12 protein-coding genes are annotated in these 17,320 nt (G+C 68.5%); 10 read left to right on the top strand and 2 right to left on the bottom strand.

What is annotated here, in order from left to right; genetic code table 11:
* The first annotated feature begins 835 nt into the window (after positions 1–835).
* Both VSR71_RS13900 and VSR71_RS13895 read left to right on the top strand, forming a co-directional pair.
* Complete coding sequence (locus VSR71_RS13900; RefSeq protein WP_428979397.1) at positions 836–1,852, top strand: YihY/virulence factor BrkB family protein; 1,017 nt, start codon at positions 836–838, stop codon at positions 1,850–1,852.
* Positions 1,853–1,967: 115 nt separating this feature from the next.
* Entirely contained in the window at positions 1,968–3,569 is a 1,602-nt protein-coding gene (locus VSR71_RS13895) for a peptide chain release factor 3 (RefSeq protein WP_342914443.1), read from the top strand.
* 65 nt (positions 3,570–3,634) lie between these two features.
* On the opposite strand, the gene VSR71_RS13890 is transcribed toward VSR71_RS13895, so the two are convergent.
* Positions 3,635–5,800, bottom strand: coding sequence for a TonB-dependent siderophore receptor (locus tag VSR71_RS13890; RefSeq protein ID WP_342914442.1), 2,166 nt, complete (start codon positions 5,798–5,800; stop codon positions 3,635–3,637).
* A 324-nt stretch (positions 5,801–6,124) separates the two neighbouring features.
* Here VSR71_RS13890 and VSR71_RS13885 point away from each other — a divergent pair, with 324 nt between their 5' ends.
* The 3 genes from VSR71_RS13885 to VSR71_RS13875 all read left to right on the top strand — a co-directional run bounded on the left by VSR71_RS13885 (position 6,125) and on the right by VSR71_RS13875 (position 9,763).
* On the top strand, positions 6,125–7,372 hold the full coding sequence (locus VSR71_RS13885; RefSeq protein ID WP_342914441.1) for an MFS transporter: 1,248 nt from the start codon (positions 6,125–6,127) through the stop codon (positions 7,370–7,372).
* Positions 7,373–7,604: 232 nt separating this feature from the next.
* Positions 7,605–8,495, top strand: coding sequence for an AraC family transcriptional regulator (locus VSR71_RS13880; protein WP_342914440.1), 891 nt, complete (start codon positions 7,605–7,607; stop codon positions 8,493–8,495).
* 293 nt (positions 8,496–8,788) lie between these two features.
* Entirely contained in the window at positions 8,789–9,763 is a 975-nt protein-coding gene (locus VSR71_RS13875) for a mechanosensitive ion channel family protein (protein WP_342914439.1), read from the top strand.
* On the opposite strand, the gene edd is transcribed toward VSR71_RS13875, so the two are convergent.
* A complete protein-coding gene (gene edd / locus VSR71_RS13870) occupies positions 9,760–11,595 on the bottom strand; it encodes a phosphogluconate dehydratase (protein ID WP_342914438.1) in 1,836 nt (611 codons plus the stop codon). The two genes, VSR71_RS13875 and edd, sit on opposite strands and share 4 nt — an antisense overlap.
* 206 nt (positions 11,596–11,801) lie before the next feature.
* Here edd and zwf point away from each other — a divergent pair, with 206 nt between their 5' ends.
* From zwf to VSR71_RS13845, 5 genes are read left to right on the top strand one after another with little or no spacing between them, the layout of a single operon-like run.
* Entirely contained in the window at positions 11,802–13,268 is a 1,467-nt protein-coding gene (gene zwf / locus VSR71_RS13865) for a glucose-6-phosphate dehydrogenase (RefSeq protein ID WP_342914437.1), read from the top strand.
* Between the two features lie 15 nt (positions 13,269–13,283).
* Positions 13,284–13,964, top strand: coding sequence for a 6-phosphogluconolactonase (gene pgl / locus VSR71_RS13860; protein ID WP_342914436.1), 681 nt, complete (start codon positions 13,284–13,286; stop codon positions 13,962–13,964).
* Between the two features lie 30 nt (positions 13,965–13,994).
* A complete protein-coding gene (glk, locus tag VSR71_RS13855; RefSeq protein ID WP_342914435.1) occupies positions 13,995–15,020 on the top strand; it encodes a glucokinase in 1,026 nt (341 codons plus the stop codon).
* Between the two features lie 2 nt (positions 15,021–15,022).
* Positions 15,023–15,718 carry a response regulator transcription factor gene (locus VSR71_RS13850; RefSeq protein ID WP_342914434.1) on the top strand — a complete coding sequence of 232 codons (696 nt, stop codon included), beginning with the start codon at positions 15,023–15,025 and terminating at the stop codon, positions 15,716–15,718.
* Entirely contained in the window at positions 15,718–17,046 is a 1,329-nt protein-coding gene (locus tag VSR71_RS13845) for a sensor histidine kinase (RefSeq protein ID WP_342914433.1), read from the top strand. The genes VSR71_RS13850 and VSR71_RS13845 overlap by 1 nt, the downstream gene beginning before the upstream one ends.
* Positions 17,047–17,320 lie beyond the last annotated feature (274 nt).

The raw sequence follows: 17,320 nt of genomic DNA, 5'->3' as shown, positions 1-17,320 counted from the left end.
GCAAAGGCTTGTGCCATGCGGGTTTGCGGCCAGCCCGGCCGCGCGGCGCGCGGCCGCGACGTCGCCACGGGACCATTCGGTTTCGCCGTTGCAACGCGTGCGGCCAGCGCCACCGCCCGCCGCGCCCGCGCATGTGCGCGTATGGCCGCCTGATACCCACGCCGGGTGCGGGATAGCGCGCCCGGGCAGCGGCGCATTCTCCGCTCTGCACCGGGTTGCATCTTTGAAACCGGAGTTACTTCAGCCTTGCATAGGCGTAACAGCGGGGAACACCGGGGAATGCCGGGACCCCGCTGTCCAGGACCCAGAGTGCCGAGTCCTGGACATCAGCGAGCGCTGTCCGCGTGGTCGAGAAGCACGGCGCAGTACGCAGAAACGGGTACGCAGCGTCCTTCGTGGCAGGGCGCATCCGCGGGTGAGCGGGTCAGCGGGCCTTGCCTGGAGTGCTGGGTGCAGCCGGCTGAGCGGCCGCGGCGGATGAGGTCGTGGCAGTGCCTGAGATGGGTTTGGGGCCGGGCTGGCTGCGCTCGCAGCCGGCGACACCCAGCATCCCGACCACGAGCATGGCGGCCACCGGGCGTGCGGAGAGGAAACGGATCACGGATGCCTCCTTGCGCCGGCGCGCTGGCACGGATGCGCCGGCAGGTGTGCCTGGTCTTACTGTAGCAGGTCGCCCCGGGGGTGCCGCTTGGGCAAGCCGCGCGATGCGCAGTATGATGAACGCAAGCGCCCTCGCTACCGGAGCGTCCCGCCGCCGCTCGCGCCAGGCGTTCCGGTTACCCGTCCCTGCGTACCATTGCGTACCAGGGCTCCCGAACCGGGCAAACCCAAGGCCGTGAACGACAACTCCGAACACCGACCCGCATCGCCCGCTGGCAGCGACGCCCCGCAGCCGCGACCCCACCGCCCTCACTGGCTGCCGGACCGCCACACCGGCGCGCGCACGCTGCGCGTGGTCACCGCGGCGGTGGCCTCCTGGTTCGACCACCGCGCCGCCAGCAAGGGCGCGGCGCTGTCCTTCTACATGCTGTTCTCGCTCGCGCCGATCCTGGTACTGGTGATCTCGATCGCCGGCCTGTTCTTCGGCGCCGAGGCCGCGCGCGGCGAAATCTTCACCCAGATCGAAGGACTGGTCGGCGAACAGGGCGCCACCGCGATCGAGCAGATCCTGGCTGCCACGCACCGCGCCGGCGGCAGCGGCATGGCCGCGTTGATCGCCATGGGTATCCTGTTTGTCGGCGCCACCAGCGCCTTCGCCGAACTCAAGAGCAGCCTCGACGACATCTGGCATGTGCCGGTACCCAAGACCGCGGGCTGGCAGACGCTGCTGCGCGCGCGCCTGCTGTCGTTCAGCCTGGTGCTGGTGCTGGCCTTCATGCTGCTGGTGTCGCTGATCGTCAATGCCGCGCTGGCGGTGGTCGAGCGCATCTGGGGCCAGCTGTGGACGCAATCCTGGTTCGCCCCGGTGGCTGACGTGATCTCGACGGCGTTTTCCTTTGCGGTCGTGACCGCGTTGTTCGCGGTGATCTTCAAGATGCTGCCCAACGCGCGCATCGCCTGGCGCGATGTGACCATGGGCGCCGTCATTACCGCGCTGCTGTTTTCGGTGGGCAAGCGGCTGATCGGCCTCTATCTGGGCAATAGTGCCGTGGCCTCCTCGTACGGCGCGGCGGGCTCGGTGGTGGCGCTGATGCTGTGGATCTACTACTCGGCGCAGATCTTCTTCTTTGGCGCCGAGCTGACGCGCCAGTACGCGCTGCAGTTCGGCAGCCTGCGCGGCGTGCCGGGCATGGGAGGAGAGGGGGATGGCAAGCGCGAAGGCAAAACCCCGGCCTGGCCCGCGAACCGGTAAAATAGCGCCCCATTCCTTCCGTAAGTCCCGCAGGGCCCGGCGCAGTGCCGCCTGCGGCGGCGCCGGTCCGGGTGCCGGCTGATGCCGCACCCTCTACTTTTCCCAGCCAGATTCCGTGAGCTCGCTCGTATCCGAAATTGCGCGTCGTCGCACCTTTGCCATCATCTCCCACCCCGACGCGGGCAAGACGACCCTGACCGAAAAGCTGCTGTGGTTCGGCGGCGCCATCCAGGTCGCGGGCGAGGTGCGCGCGCGCAAGGCCGACCGCCATGCCACCTCCGACTGGATGGAACTGGAAAAGCAGCGCGGCATCTCGGTAACCTCGTCGGTGATGCAGTTCCCGTATGGCCGTGAGACCGCTGACGGCAACGCGCAGGAGAACATCGTCAACCTGCTCGACACGCCGGGCCACGAGGACTTCTCGGAAGATACCTACCGCACGCTGACTGCGGTCGACTCGGCCGTGATGGTGATCGACTCCGTCAACGGCGTGGAAGCGCAGACCATCAAGCTGCTCAACGTCTGCCGCCTGCGCGACACCCCCATCCTGACCTTCATCAACAAGCTTGACCGCGAAGGCCGCTCGCCGATCGAGCTGCTCGATGAGATCGAAGACGTGCTGCAGATCCAGTGCGCGCCGATGACCTGGCCGATCGGCATGGGCAAGCAGTTCCGCGGCGTGTACCACCTGATCGACGACAAGGTGCAGCTGTTCGACCCGAAAGGCGACAAGGGCACCGCGGCGGTCCTGGACGGCCTGGATAACCCGGAACTGGACCGCATCCTCGGCAGCCAGGCCGAGGAGCTGCGCGTGGAGATCGAGCTGGTGCGCGGCGCGTCGCACACCTTCGACAAGGAAGCGTTCCTTGCCGGCAAGCAGACCCCGGTCTACTTCGGCTCGGCGATCAACAACTTCGGCGTGCAGTCGCTGCTGGACGCGCTGTGCGAGCTGTCGCCGCCGCCGCTGGCGCGCAACACCGACACGCGCGTGGTCGAGCCGAACGAAGGCAAGTTCACCGGCTTCGTCTTCAAGATCCAGGCCAATATGGACCCGCGCCATCGCGACCGCATTGCCTTCGTGCGCGTATGCTCCGGCCGCTTCGAGCGCGGCATGAAACTGCTGCACGTCTCCGCCGGCAAGACCGTGGCGATCAACAACGCCATCACCTTCATGGCGCAGGACCGCAACACGACGGAAGAGGCCTACGCCGGCGACATCATCGGCGTGCCCAACCACGGCACCATCCGCCTGGGCGATGTCTTCACCGAAGGCGAGCCGCTCAAGTTCACCGGCATCCCGTCGTTCGCGCCGGAATTCTTCCGCCGCGCGCGCCTGAACAACCCGCTCAAGGTCAAGCAGCTGCAGAAGGGCCTGCAGCAGCTGGCCGAAGAGGGCGCGACGCAGATGTTCCGACCGCTCGTCTCCAACGACCTGGTGCTGGGCGCGGTCGGCATCCTGCAATTCGATGTGGTGGCGCACCGGCTCGAGCATGAGTACGGCGTCGATGCCATTTTCGAGTCGCACGAGTGCGCCACGGCGCGCTGGCTCAAGGGTTCGCCCGCGGAGATCGAGAAGCTGATCGCCAAGGCCGGGCATAACGTGGCGCTGGACGGCGCCGGCGACCACGTCTACCTGGCGCCGAGCATGGTGAACCTGCGGCTGACGCAGGAGCGGTTCCCGGAGCTGCAGTTCCTGGAGACGCGCGAGATCGTCTGATCGGTATCCGAATTGCAAAAAAAACGGCTCGCCAAGGCGAGCCGTTTTCTTGTCCGGAAGTCTGCTCAGTACGCCAGCGACGCCTGGATATAGAACGTCCGCGGCATCCCCACATACTTGCCCAAATTGTTGTCCGTCGAGCGCGTGAAATAGCGCTTGTCGAACAGGTTCTTCACCCCCACCGCCAGCTTCAGGTTCTGCGCCGACTTGCCGAAGTCGTAGCCCAGCCGCATGTTCAGCAGCGCGTACCCGGGGATGTCGCCCAGCGCGCCATTGGCGCTCTCCGCGGTCTGGTACGTGGTCGACGTGCTCGGGTCACCCGGCGAATGCTGCTTCGACTGCGCGTAGCCGTCGATATTGAAGGCCCAGCGATTGCGCGCATAGCGCATGCCCACGGTGGCCACATGCCGCGAATAGAACGGCAGGTCGCGCCCGGCGAAGTTGCCCTGGTTGTAGGTGGCTTCGGTGAAGGTGTAGGTCGCGTACGCCGACAGGCCGGCCAGCGACTTGTCGAGCGCGCCGAAGTCATAGCGCAGCGACGATTCCACGCCGCGGTGCGTGGTGGCGCCGAGGTTGGTCCACGCATCCGGCGCCCCGCCGGTGCCGCCGCGCAGTTGCAGCTCGTCGTCGAAGTCGATATTGAACAGCGTCAGCTCGCCGCCCCAGCCGCTGCTGTTGAAGTGCGTGCCGATTTCGTACGTCTTTGCCTTCTCGGGCACCAGGCCGTTGGTGGTCTGCGCGATCTGGAAGTACTGCAGCGGCCCGAACGAGACGCCGGCGTTGGCAAACAGTTTCCACTGGTCGCTGACGTGGTACATCACCGCCAGCGACGGCAGCGGCTCGTTGGACGAGACATCGTTGCGCGCGCCGGTGAAGTTGTCGGTCACGTACGAACGGATGAATTCGTAGCGCAGGCCCGGCGTGATGGTCCAGCTGCCGACGTTGATGGTGTCGTCGATATAGACGGCGTTGGCGGTAGTGCCGCCCGTGCGCGACTGGTACACCGGCGACGGCAGCGTGGTCGGATCGATGGTGCCCGGCGTGTAGAACACCGTGCGCGAGGCCTTCTCGTCGCTGGCTTCGCGCAGGAAGCGGTAGCCGACGCTGACCTCGTGGCTCATGTTCTCGCCGCGGAACAGCTGCGAGTAGCGCGGCTCGATCGCGAATGTATGGTAGTTGCGCGGCGCCGAGGTCAGGCGGCGCAAGTTGGCCGATGCGCCCGTGCCTTGCTGCTCGATGTTGCTGCCGCGGAAGCTGTCGGTGTAGTACGTCAGCACCTCGAACTTGCGGTTGTTGTCGTTGTGGCTGTACTTCAGGCTGAAGTCGTTGCGGCGGCCGTCGAAATTGTCGTAGGGCCGCACCGACTGGAACGGATCGGCCGCGTACTGCGCCGCCGTCAGGCCGCCGGGCATGCCGGCCCTGCCCTCGTAATAGTGGAAGGCAGCGCTCAGTTCGTCGGTCTTGGAGATCCGGTAGTTGCCCTTGAGCAGCAGGTCGTCGATATTGACGTGGTCGTTGCTCTCGCGATAGCCATTGCCGTGGATGCCCGAATACAGCAGCGCGCCGCCCAGCCCGTTGTCGTTGGTGCCGCCGATGAACGCGGTCGGGTTGGTCTTGACGTTGCCGCCGTGGCTGTAGATGTCGGTCGAAACCGAGGCATCGGCCGCGAAGTTCTTCGGGATCGAGCGCGTCGCGAAGTTGATGATGCCGCCCACGTTCTGCGGGCCGTAGCGCACCGAACCCGCGCCGCGCACCACGTCGATGCTTTCCAGATTCCCCAGTGACAGCGGTGCCATCGACAGCTGCGGCTGGCCATAGGGCGCCACCGCCAGCGGCACGCCGTCCATCAGGATGGTCGAGCGCGGCGACAGGCGTGACGTCAGGCCGCGCACGCCCACGTTCAGTGACACATCGCTGCCGCCGGTGCCGTTGTTCTCCTGCACCTGCACGCCCGGAACGCGGCGCAGCACCTCGCGCACGTTGTTTGCGCCGGCTTCCTGGAAGGTTACGCGGTCGACGATGGTGCGGGCGCCGGGATGCTCCAGCACCTTGGCTTCATCGGCATTGTCCAGCCAGTTGCCGACCACGGTGACGGCATTGAGGGTGGCTTCCGCGTTGGCGTTGGCATTGCCGGCGGCGGTGGCCGTAGTGGCAGTCTGGGCGTGGGCGGGGAGGGTGAACAGCAGGGCGGCGCCGATGGCACTGGCGGTGAGTCGGAAAGCGGGCTGCAAGATGAGGGGTCCTGGAAAGGCAGCGCAGTCCACTGGCGGATGCGCCGAATGGGGTCGGATTATAGGTGCGAGTGATTCTCAGATGCGATTAGCCAGATCAAAGTCGGTGCGTTTGTCGCATCCATGCATCACAGCTAATACATTTAGACCACGAAATGTGACTAAAAAATAACGCCTGCCGTCAGTCAGTTCGCAACGCATGCATGTGTATGCACTAATTCAGCGGTCACCGTAAAATCGTGCCTTTATGCCGTCGCGTCGCCGCCGTATCGCTGTGGCGCCTGCATGGCGCCCCTTCTCTGTCTGACCCCGCCTCCCGCATTCATGTCTTCCCCTGCCACCGTCCCGGCCGCCGAGCCGGATAGCGTCTTCGGCGACGCCGTGTTCCGCCGCTACTGGTTCGCCCGCCTGTGCACCACCATCGGCTACCAGATCTTTACCGTGGCGGTGGGCTGGCAGATGTATGACCTGACGCGCGACCCGCTGATGCTGGGCATGGTCGGGCTGGTGCAGTTCCTGCCCTCGGTGGTGCTGATCCTGATGTCCGGCCACGTCGCCGACCGCTTCGACCGGCGCCGTATCGTGCGCACCTGCCAGTCGATCGAAGCGCTGCTGGCCGCCGGCATGGCCGTGGCCAGCCTGACCGGCTGGATCGACAGCCATCACATCTTTGTCTTCGTCGCACTGATCGGCGCCACGCGCGCGTTCGAGAATCCCACGCTGCAGGCGCTGCTGCCCAGCGTGGTGACACCTCGCCAGCTGCCACGCGCGGTGGCGCTGGCCAGCTCCGCCGGGCAGACCGCGATCATCATCGGCCCGGCCATCGGCGGCTTCGCGTACGTGGCGGGCCCCGGCGTGGTGTACGCGCTGAGCGCGACGCTGTTCGTCATCGCCGCGGTGCTGGTCAGCGGCATCACGCTGCGCCAGGCCGCGCAGCGGCTGACCGCGCCGGTCAGCCTGAGCACGGTGTTTGCCGGCTTTTCCTATATCCGCAGCCGGCCGGTGCTGCTGGGTGCGATCTCGCTGGACCTGTTCGCGGTGCTGCTGGGCGGCGCGGTGGCGCTGCTGCCGATCTACGCGCGCGACATCCTGCATACCGGGCCGTGGGGCCTGGGATTGCTGCGCTCGTCGCCGGCGGTCGGTGCGCTGGTCATGGCGCTGTGGCTGGCGCGCCACCCGCTGAACCGGCGCGCCGGGCCCATCATGTTCGGCGCGGTCGCGCTGTTCGGCGTCGCCACCGTGGTGTTCGGGGTGTCGACGTGGCTGCCGCTGTCGATGGCCGCGCTGGTTGTGCTGGGCGCCTCGGACATGATCAGCGTGGTGGTGCGCTCGACGCTGGTCCAGCTGGATACGCCAGACGACATGCGCGGGCGTGTTGGCGCGGTCAACTCGGTATTCATCGGTGCCTCCAACCAGTTGGGCGAGTTCGAGTCCGGCGTGACCGCGGCGCTGTTCGGCCCGGTGGGCGCGGTGATCCTTGGGGGCGTTGGCACGCTGCTGGTGGTGGCGGTGTGGATGCGGCTGTTCCCGGCGCTGGCGTCGCGCGACCGGCTGCATGAGCACGCCACCTGATGAGCGCAGATCGTTCGCCGCCCGGGCAAGTCCGGGCTGGCGTTGCCGCAAAGCGTACCCATTTCTGCGTAGTCGCTGCGTGGCCCCTGGCTGGCTGCCGCATCAGCCGCCAGCCCCGGCTGACGGTATAGTAAAGCCTTGTACGGCCGCTTTTCGGCCCGACTTTCGTCGCTGAAAGTTGGCCTCAGGCGTCGCCGACGTCGCCCCGTCAACGCGTATCAGCCTCCACCACATGACCGCTCCGTCCGATTCGCTCCGGCGCCACGCGGTCTTTGCCGTGCTCACCAGTTCGCGCGCGTCGCTGGAGCGCGCGGCCGTGCTGGGCGATGGGCTGGGCGTGGCGCTGTGGCGCAACCGGGACGACGATACCGCCTACGCCCATCCCGGCCATCACACCATTTCGGTCTACCTGGAAGGCGGCCTTGGCACCTACCGGTACGACCAGCCCGGAAACAAGGGCGCGCCCGGTCGGCTCTGTCTGTTGCCGGCGGACCAGGAGTCGCGCTGGCATGTGGGCGGCCCGCAGCGATTCTTTCACCTGTATTTCAGGCCGGAGATGCTGGCCTGGCACTGCGTGCGCCTGCTCGACCGCGAGCCGCGTTCGGTCGCGCTGCGGGACCTGACCTTTGCCGACGATCCGTTCCTGTATGCATTGAGCCAGCGGCTGGCCGCGCTCGACTGGCAGCAGCCCGAGGCGCGCATGGCCTGCAACGCGCTGGCGCATGAGGCAGTCAGCCACCTGGTGCTGCAACATGCCGGGCGCGCTGCGCCGACGGACTGGCGCGGCGGCCTGTCGGCGCAGGCCAGGCGCACGGTGCGCGACTGGATCGAAAGCCACCCCGCGCACAACCCGACCCTGGGCGAGCTGGCTGCGCTGGCGGGCCTGTCGGAGTTCCACTTCGCGCGCATGTTCCGGGTGTCGTTCGGCATGCCGCCGCATGCGTGGATCCTGCGGGCGCGGCTCGAGCGCGCCCGCCAGCTACTGGCCGAGCCACGGCCGGGCCTGAACGAAGTGGCCGCGCGTGCCGGGTTTGCCTCCGCCAGCCACTTGAGCCACCGCTTCCGTGCCGCTTTCGGGGTCACACCCGGCACCTGGCGCGCTGGATTGCCGCGCTCCGCGTGATTCGCCGCCAGCCCTTGCCGGGCAAGGGCTGGCGAGACGGTGCACGCGCTCCTGGCGGATTGCACGGGAAACCAATTGCCCCGTCGGTTGTCCCCTTCACTGTGGCGCGGGCGATGCCTTTGTTGGTGATCGTCTGACATCTTGCGCACAAAAAGCCGGTAATTAATGGAAAGTTTGAGCGGGCCGCCGGCTGCCGGCGCGGCCCGCATCCTGCCGGCGAGTACGCAGAAACGGGTACGCATCCCGCTACCCGCAGACCAACCCTAACCAACACTAACAATCGGAGCCGACGCATGGACCTGAACTTCATCGATGCCAACAAGCTGGAGGCGGGCTGGACCTACCTGGTCCAGTTCGCCATCAACCAGGGCATGAACTGCCTGGCGGCGATCCTGATCCTGTTCGCCGGCTGGTGGCTGTCCGGGCGCGTGGCCAATGCGGCCCGGCGCGCGCTGAGCGGTACCCACGTGGATGAAACCATGCGGCCGCTGCTGGCCAATGCGCTGCAGTGGATGGTGCGTGTGCTGACCATCGTGCTGGTGCTGTCGCAGTTCGGCGTGCAGACGGCCAGCATCATCGCCATGCTGGGCGCCGCGGGGCTGGCCATAGGCCTGGCGCTGCAGGGCACGCTGCAGAACATCGCCGCCGGCATCATGCTGGTGCTGCTGCGCCCGTTCCGCGTCGGCCAGTACATCGATGCGCAGGGCGTGGCGGGCACGGTGCGGGAGACGGGCCTGTTCATGACCGAGCTGACCACCTTCGACGGCGTCTGCCTGCGCGTGCCCAACGGCAAGCTGTGGGGCAGCGCGATCACCAACTACAGCGAGAACGCCACGCGCCGCGCGGATATCGAGGCCACGGTGACCTTCGACAGCGATGTGCAGCACAGCCTCGAAGCGCTGCGCGGCATGCTGGCGCGCGAGTCGCGCCTGCTGTCCGAGCCGCGCCCGGAAGCCATGGTGGTCAACTACACGCAGCAGGGCATCACGCTCAACGTGCGCTACTGGACCTCGAACGGCGACTACTGGAACGTGCGCTTCGCCTTCTACGAGCGCATCAAGCAAGTGCTGGAGCAAGCGGGCAGCAAGCTGGCGGTGCCGATCCAGGAACTGCACGTGCCGGGCGCGGGCTCGGTGCCCGGCTCCGTGAAGGTGTCGGAGGGCGCGCCGGTATCGGCCCCAAACGCCGCGCCAAACCCGGCCCCAAACCCGGCCCATGCGCGCGCCGCCGGCGCCGCGCCGCGCCAGCCGGTGCAGGGGCTCGGCTAGGCGGCCTTGCCTTCGTCGGCAAACAGCGTGCAGGCACCGCTTTCGGCCGTGCTGACGTTGCTGCGGAAGGCCGCGAACAGGTCGCGGCCGACACCGTGCCGGTTGGCACTGAGGTCCGGATTGGCCGCCTCGCGCGCACGCCATTCGTCATCCGGCACCAGCACCTCGAGCACGCCCGCAGGCGCATCCACGCGCATCAGGTCGCCAGTGCGCACACGCGCGATCGCGCCGCCGCGCAACGCTTCCGGACAGACATGGATCGCTGCCGGCACCTTGCCCGATGCGCCCGACATGCGCCCGTCGGTGACCAGCGCGACATGAAAGCCGCGATCCTGCAGCACCGTCAGCGTCGGCGTCAGCTTGTGCAGCTCGGGCATGCCGCACGCGGCCGGGCCCTGCCACGGCAGCACCGCGATAAAGTCGCGCTCCAGCTCGCCGCGCTTGAACGCGTGCAGCACGTCGTCCTGACGCTCGAACACGATCGCCGGCGCCTGCACCACCTGGTGCTCGGGCTTGACCGCCGAGGTCTTGATGACCGCCCGGCCCAGCTTGCCATCGAGGACCTTGATGCCGCCGTCCGGCGCGAACGGCTGGCCGGCGCTGCGCACGATGCTGTCGTCGAGCGGCGCCGCAGGGCCGTCGATCCAGCCGAGCTTGCCGTCGCGCAGCACCGGCTCGCGCGTATAGTCCTCCAGCCCGCGCCCGAAGATGGTGGTCACGTCGTCGTGCAGCAGTCCCAGCGACAGCAGCCCGCGGATCACCACCGGCAGTCCGCCCGCGGCCTGGAACTGGTTCACGTCGGCCTTGCCGTTGGGGTACACGCGCGCCAGCAGCGGCACCACCGCGGACAATTCGTCAAAGTCGTCCCATCCCAGCACGATGCCACCCACGCGCGCCATCGCAATCAGGTGCAGCGTGTGGTTGGTGGAGCCGCCGGTGGCCAGCAGCCCGACGATGCCGTTGACGAAGGCGCGTTCATCCAGCACTTCGGCCACCGGCGTGTAGCGCTCGCCGCCATGCACGAGCTTGAGCGCCTGGCGCGCGGCCTCGCGCGTCAGCGCCTCGCGCAGCGGCGTGCCGGGGTTGACGAAGGCGGTGCCCGGCAGGTGCAGCCCCATCATTTCCATCAGCATCTGGTTGGAATTGGCGGTGCCGTAGAAGGTGCAGGTGCCGGGGCCGTGATAGGAGCGGGTCTCGGCTTCGAGCAGTGCCTCGCGCCCGATCTTGCCTTCCGCATAGAGCTGGCGCGTGTGCGCCTTTTCGTCGTTGCTGATACCGGTGGTCATCGGCCCGCCCGGCACGAACACCGCGGGCAGGTGGCCGAACGACAGCGCGCCCATCACCAGGCCGGGCACGATCTTGTCGCACACGCCCAGGTACAGCGCGGCGTCGAACATCTGGTGCGACAGCGCCACGGCCGAGGCCAGCGCAATCACGTCGCGCGAGAACAGCGACAGGTCCATGCCGTCCTGGCCCTGCGTCACGCCATCGCACATTGCCGGCGTGCCGCCGGCGAACTGCGCGGTGCCGCCGGCCTCGAGCGCCGCCTCCTTGATCCATTGGGGATAGGCCGCCAGCGGCTGGTGCGCCGACAGCATGTCGTTGTAGGCGGAGACGATCGCCAGGTTAGGCCGCTCATCGGCCTTCAGCCGGATCTTGGCTTCGTCAGGCATCGCGGCTACCGCGTGGGCCAGGTTGGTACAAGAGAGCTGGGCGCGTTCCACTTTCTGCCCGGCCATGGCGCGGGTGCGGTCCAGGTACGCCTGGCGCGTGGCGGCACTGCGGGAGACGATGCGGGCGGTGACCCGCTCGAGCACTGGATGACGTGGCATGGGGTTCTCCTGCGGGGGAGCTTTCAGCCTAGCGCACTTTGCCGGACGCTGCACGCCGGATGCCCGCCCGCAGTCCAGGCGAGCCACGCAGAAATGGGTACGCTTGCCTCGCCAAGCCGTAGCGACTCACGTAAACTGGCCGCAACACGGCCCGCCATCGCGCGCTGGCCGCGACAACTCGAATCCTCAAGGAGCGCAGGGTGAGCATGCCTGATTTCGACATGGTGCTGTTCGGCGGCACCGGCGACCTGGCGCGGCGCAAGCTGCTGCCTTCCCTGTTCGACGCGCACCACGCCGGCCTGCTGCATCCGGCCGCGCGCATCCTCGCCACCGGCAGCCAGCCCTTGTCGACCGGCGACTACCTCGCGTCACTGGAGCAGACCGTGCGGCCCGCGCTGGCCCATGCGCCGCCGGAGTCATGGGAGAAGTTCTGCGCGCGCATCAGCTACGTGCAGGCCGACGCACGCGTGCCCGCGCATTTCGACGCGCTCGCCGACAAGGTGCTGTCGCGCAAGCCGGAAGTGGTGGTGTGCTATCTCGCCACCGCGCCGCACCTGTTCGTGTCGATCTGCGAACAGCTTGCGCGCACGGGCCTCAATACGCGCACGGCGCCCAATGTGCCGAACGTACGTATCGTGCTGGAAAAACCGCTGGGCCACGACCTCGAATCGAACGAGGCGATCAACTCGGCGGTGGCGAATTTCTTCGCCGAAGAGCAGATCTACCGTATCGACCACTACCTCGGCAAGGAGTCGGTGCAGAACCTGATGGCGATCCGCTTCGGCAATGCCCTGTTCGAGCCGCTGTGGCGGCGCGAGTGGGTGCAGGACGTGCAGATCACCATCGCCGAAGAGCTCGGCGTGGAAACGCGCGGCGATTTCTACGACCAGACCGGCGCGCTGCGCGACATGGTGCAGAACCACCTGCTGCAGCTGCTGTGCATGGTCGCGATGGAGCCGCCCGCGAGCCTTTCGGAAGACGCCATCCGCGACGAGAAGATCAAGATCCTGAAGGCGCTCAAGCCGATCACGCCGCAGGACGTTGCCGAAAAAACCGTGCGCGGCCAGTACCGCGCGGGCGCCATCGGCGGCAAGCCGGTGCCGGGCTACACCGATGAGGCCGGCATTGCGCCCGACAGCCGCACCGAGACCTTTGTCGCGATCAAGGCCGAGATCGCCAACTGGCGCTGGGAAGGCGTGCCGTTCTACCTGCGCACCGGCAAGCGCATGCAGGCGCGCGTGGCCGAGATCGTGATCCACTTCCGCGACGTGCCGCATGCGATCTTCCCGCGCCCGCTGACGCTGTCGCCGCAGAACCGGCTGGTGATCCAGCTGCAGCCCGAGGAAAGCATCCGGCTGTATTGCCTGGTCAAGCAGCCCGGCGACACGCTCGAGCTGACGCCGACCTCGCTCGACCTCGACTTCGCCAACTCGTTCAAGGTGCGCCGCGCCGGCGCCTACGAGCGGCTGCTGCTCGACGTGATCCGCGGCCGGTTGGGCCTGTTCGTGCGCCGCGACGAGCAGGTGCAGGCGTGGCGCTGGGTCGAGCCCATCATCGATACCTGGGAAGCCAGCACGGTACCGCCCAAGCCCTACACCGCCGGCACCTGGGGCCCGGCCGCGTCGTCGGCGCTGATGTCGCGCGACGGCGGCTTGTGGCACGAAGAAGCTTGAACCAGAGGAAACAACATGCGCCTGTTCGAACATCCCACTCCAATGGACCAGGCCGAGGCCCTGGCCATCTCGATCAGCAATGCGCTCGAACTCGCCATCCGCGTCAACGGCTGGGCGGTGCTGGCGGTGTCCGGCGGACGCTCGCCGGTGCCGATGTTCGAGCGGCTGCGCTACCGCCCGCTGCGCTGGGACGCGGTGACGGTGACGCTGGTCGACGAACGCGTGGTACCGCCCGACCACTCCGACAGCAATGCCGCGCTGGTGCGCGCGCACTTGCTGCGCGAGGCCGCCGGCAGTGCCGCCTTCATCCCGCTGGTGGCCGATGCACAGGACGCGGCCGATCCGGCCGCGGCGACGGCGCGCGCCAATCGCGCGTTCCGCCAGCCTGACGTGGTGGTGCTCGGCATGGGCGAGGATGGCCATACCGCGTCGCTGTTCCCGGACGCGCCCGAACTCCAGGACGCGCTGAGCGATCCGCAGCCCGCCTACCTGCTGACGCATCCGGGCACCGCGCCGCATGCGCGCATCACGCTGAACCTGGCCGCGCTGCTGGCGGCCGAACGCGCATTCCTGTCCATCACCGGGGCAGCCAAGGCCAAGGTGCTCGAATGCGCGCTGCAGGCGCCGACGCCCACGCTGCCGGTGAGCCTGGTGGCGTCGCGCCACCGGCACGGATTCGATGTGTTCAAGGCCTGAATTCTGACTGAAGGGGACGTGACCGACGCCATGGCTGACACCGCCTCCACTCCCGCGACCGCCACCGCCAGCTTCCCGCGGCTGCTCGGCGATGTCGGCGGCACCAACGTGCGCTTCGCGCTCGAGTCCGCGCCGATGCAGATCGGCCCGGTGACCGCGCTCAAGGTCGCCGACTTTCCCTCGCTCGAAGCTGCGCTGCGCCAGTTCCTGGATGGCCTGACGGCCACCGGGCAGCGCGTGCCGCGCCATGCGGCGATCGGGTTGGCCAATCCGGTCACCGGCGACCAGGTCAAGCTGACCAATCACAACTGGTCGTTCTCGATCGAGGGCATGCGCCGCGCGCTCGGCCTGCAGACGCTGGTGGCGCTGAACGACTTCACCGCGCTGGCGCTGGCGCTGCCGCACCTGCCGGCGGACGGCCTGGCGCGGGTGCGCGCCGGCACCGCGGTGCCGACCGCGCCGCTGGCGCTGGTGGGACCGGGCACCGGACTGGGCGTGTCGGGGCTGGTGCCGGCACCGGGCGGGCAGATGGTGGCGCTGGCCGGCGAGGGCGGCCATATGGAGCTGATGCCGGCTACCGACGACGAGTGGGTGGCATGGCGCGCGGCGCATCGACAGCTCGGACGGGTGTCCGCGGAAAGGCTGTTGTCGGGCGCGGGGCTGTCGCAGATCCATGCCGCGCTCGCCGCAGAAACGGGTACGCTTTTGCTCGCGCCGCTGCAGCCGGAGCAGGTCACCGACGGCGCTTTCCAGCGCAACGACCCGCTGTGCCAGCGCACCATGACGGTGTTCTTCGGGCTGCTGGGCTCGGTCGTGGCCGATATCGCGCTGGTGCTGGGCGCGCGCGGTGGCGTCTATCTGGGCGGCGGCATCCTGCCGCGTTTCGTGCCGGCGCTGCAGGATTCTTCCTTCGCCGAGCGCTTTGTCGCCAAGGGCCGCATGCGCGGCTGGCTCGAAGACGTGCCGGTCCATGTCGTCACCGCGCGCCACCCCGCGCTGCCCGGGTTGGCGCGGGCGCTGGCCGAGCGCCTGGACCGCGAAGCGGGGAACGCCTAGCCATGCGCGTCCTGCTGGTGGAAGACGACGCCATGATCGGCGACAGCGTCAGGCAGGCGCTGCGGCAGGAGGGCTTTACCGTCGACTGGGTACGCGATGGCGAAGCGGGCCTGGCCGCGGCCACCTCGTCGCAGGACGGTGAAGCCTGCTACGACCTGGTGCTGCTCGATCTCGGCCTGCCGCGCCGCTCGGGGCTGGACGTGCTGCGTGCGCTGCGCACGCGCGGCGTGCCGACGCCGGTGCTGATCCTGACCGCGCGCGACGCGGTCGCCGACCGCGTCGCCGGCCTCAATGCCGGCGCCGACGACTACCTGGTCAAGCCCTTCGACCTGCAGGAACTGGCCGCGCGCATGCACGCGCTCGCGCGCCGCGCCGCGGGGCGGGCCGAGCCGCTGGTGACCTATGGCGAGATCGTGCTCAACCCGTCCACGCGCGAGGTCACGCACCGCGGCGAGCCGGTGCGGCTGTCGGCGCGCGAGTTTGCGCTGCTGTCGGCGCTGATGTCGCGGCCGGGCAAGGTGTGGTCGGTGCCGCAGCTGCAGGAGCGCCTGTACGGCTGGGACGACGAGGTTGGCAGCAATACCGTCGAGGTCTATATCCACGCGCTGCGCAAGAAGCTCGGCGCCGCGCTGATCCGCAATATCCGCGGCGTGGGCTACGTGGTGCCGCGTCTGGATGGCGAGGGAGAGCCCGGCTGATGCGCTCCATCCAGCGAACGCTGCTGTGGTGGCTGGCCGCGGGACTGCTCGCCGGCATTGCCATTGCCACCGCGCTGATCTACGGCCAGGCGCGCCAGGAAGCCAATGCGCTGTTCGACTACCAGATGAAGCAGATGGCCGCGGCGCTGCCGAGCCAGTTTGCCGACCCGGTGGTGCCGCCCTTCATCGGCTCGCCCGGCGACCTGTCGCATGCCGACGAGGACGTCGTCATCCATATCTGGGATGGCTCCGGGCGCAGCCTGTACCTGTCGCACTCGCACACGGCGCTGCCAGCGCGCGCCGAGCTGGGCTTCTCCAACGTGACCACGCAGCAAGGCGAATGGCGGCTGTACAGCATGCAGCTCGGACCCACCGTGGTGCAGATCGCGCAGCCCATGAGCGCGCGCCGCACGCTGGCCGCGCGCATGGCGCTGCGCACCGTGGCGCCGCTGCTGTTGCTGCTGCCGCTGCTTGGCTGGCTGGTGTGGATGGCGGTGGGCCGCGGGCTGCGGCCGCTGCGCGAGATCGCCGCTGAAGTGCGCGCGCGCGATGCCACTACGCTCGCACCGCTGGCGGTGCGGCAGATGCCGGACGAGATCGCGCCGCTCAGCGCCGCGCTGAACCAGCTGCTGGCGCGGCTCTCGCACGCCATCGACACGCAGCGCGCCTTTGTGGCCGACGCCGCCCACGCGCTGCGCACGCCGCTGGCCGCGCTGCAACTGCAGGCCCAGCTGGTCGAGCGTGCCGACAACGGTGCGGCGCGCGACGAGGCCGTGGCGAAGTTGCGCCAGGGGCTGGAGCGGCTGACCCACCTCGTCACGCAATTGCTGACGCTGGCGCGGCAGGAGCCCGGCGCTGCCACGCCGCCGCATGAGCCGGTCGAGCTGCGCGCGCTCGCCACCGGCGTGGTGGCCGAGCTGGCCCAGGCCGCGCTGGATCGCGACATCGACCTGGGCGTGGATGGCGAAGCCGGTGCGGTGCCGGCCATCGTGCATGGCGATGCCGATGCCTTGCGCATCCTGCTGACCAACCTGCTGGATAACGCGCTGGCTTATGTCCCGGCCGGCAGCCGCATCGACGTGCGGGTGGCACGCGGCAGCGACGGGCGTTCGGTCGAGCTGGTGGTCAGCGACAATGGCCCCGGCATTCCGGCCGAGGAACGCGAACGCGTGTTCGACCGCTTCTACCGCGTGCCCGAGGCGCCCACCGGCGGCAGCGGACTGGGCCTGGCGATCGTGGCCGAGATCGCGCAGTCGCACGGCGCCCGCGTGGCGCTGGAAGACGCGCGGCCGGGGCTGCGCGTCAGGGTCGCCTTTCCGGCCGCCTGAGCCCGGGCCTGCCGACGTCAATCTCCGTGATGCCGGGCAAATGGCCGTCGGGCGTCACAATTTTGCGCCGCCATCGCGAGCTTTCTGGAGGCGGCCACGGCTGCAGCGGTCACACCGAAACGAGTACGCAGAAACGGGTACGCTTTGCCGTCGCGAGCCGGCGCCGGACCGCGCTTGGCGGCAGCGATTGGCTCGCAGAAGCGGCACGTTGGAGGGCGCGCACGTCGTGTTCAGAAGCGTGTTGGGCATCCCCTGGCGCGACACGCAGAAACGG

This window comes from Cupriavidus oxalaticus (assembly GCF_038900635.1).
Lineage (GTDB): Bacteria > Pseudomonadota > Gammaproteobacteria > Burkholderiales > Burkholderiaceae > Cupriavidus > Cupriavidus oxalaticus_B.
The sequence above is the reverse complement of the archived record's forward strand: the minus strand, read 5'-3'. Positions and strand labels throughout refer to the sequence as shown.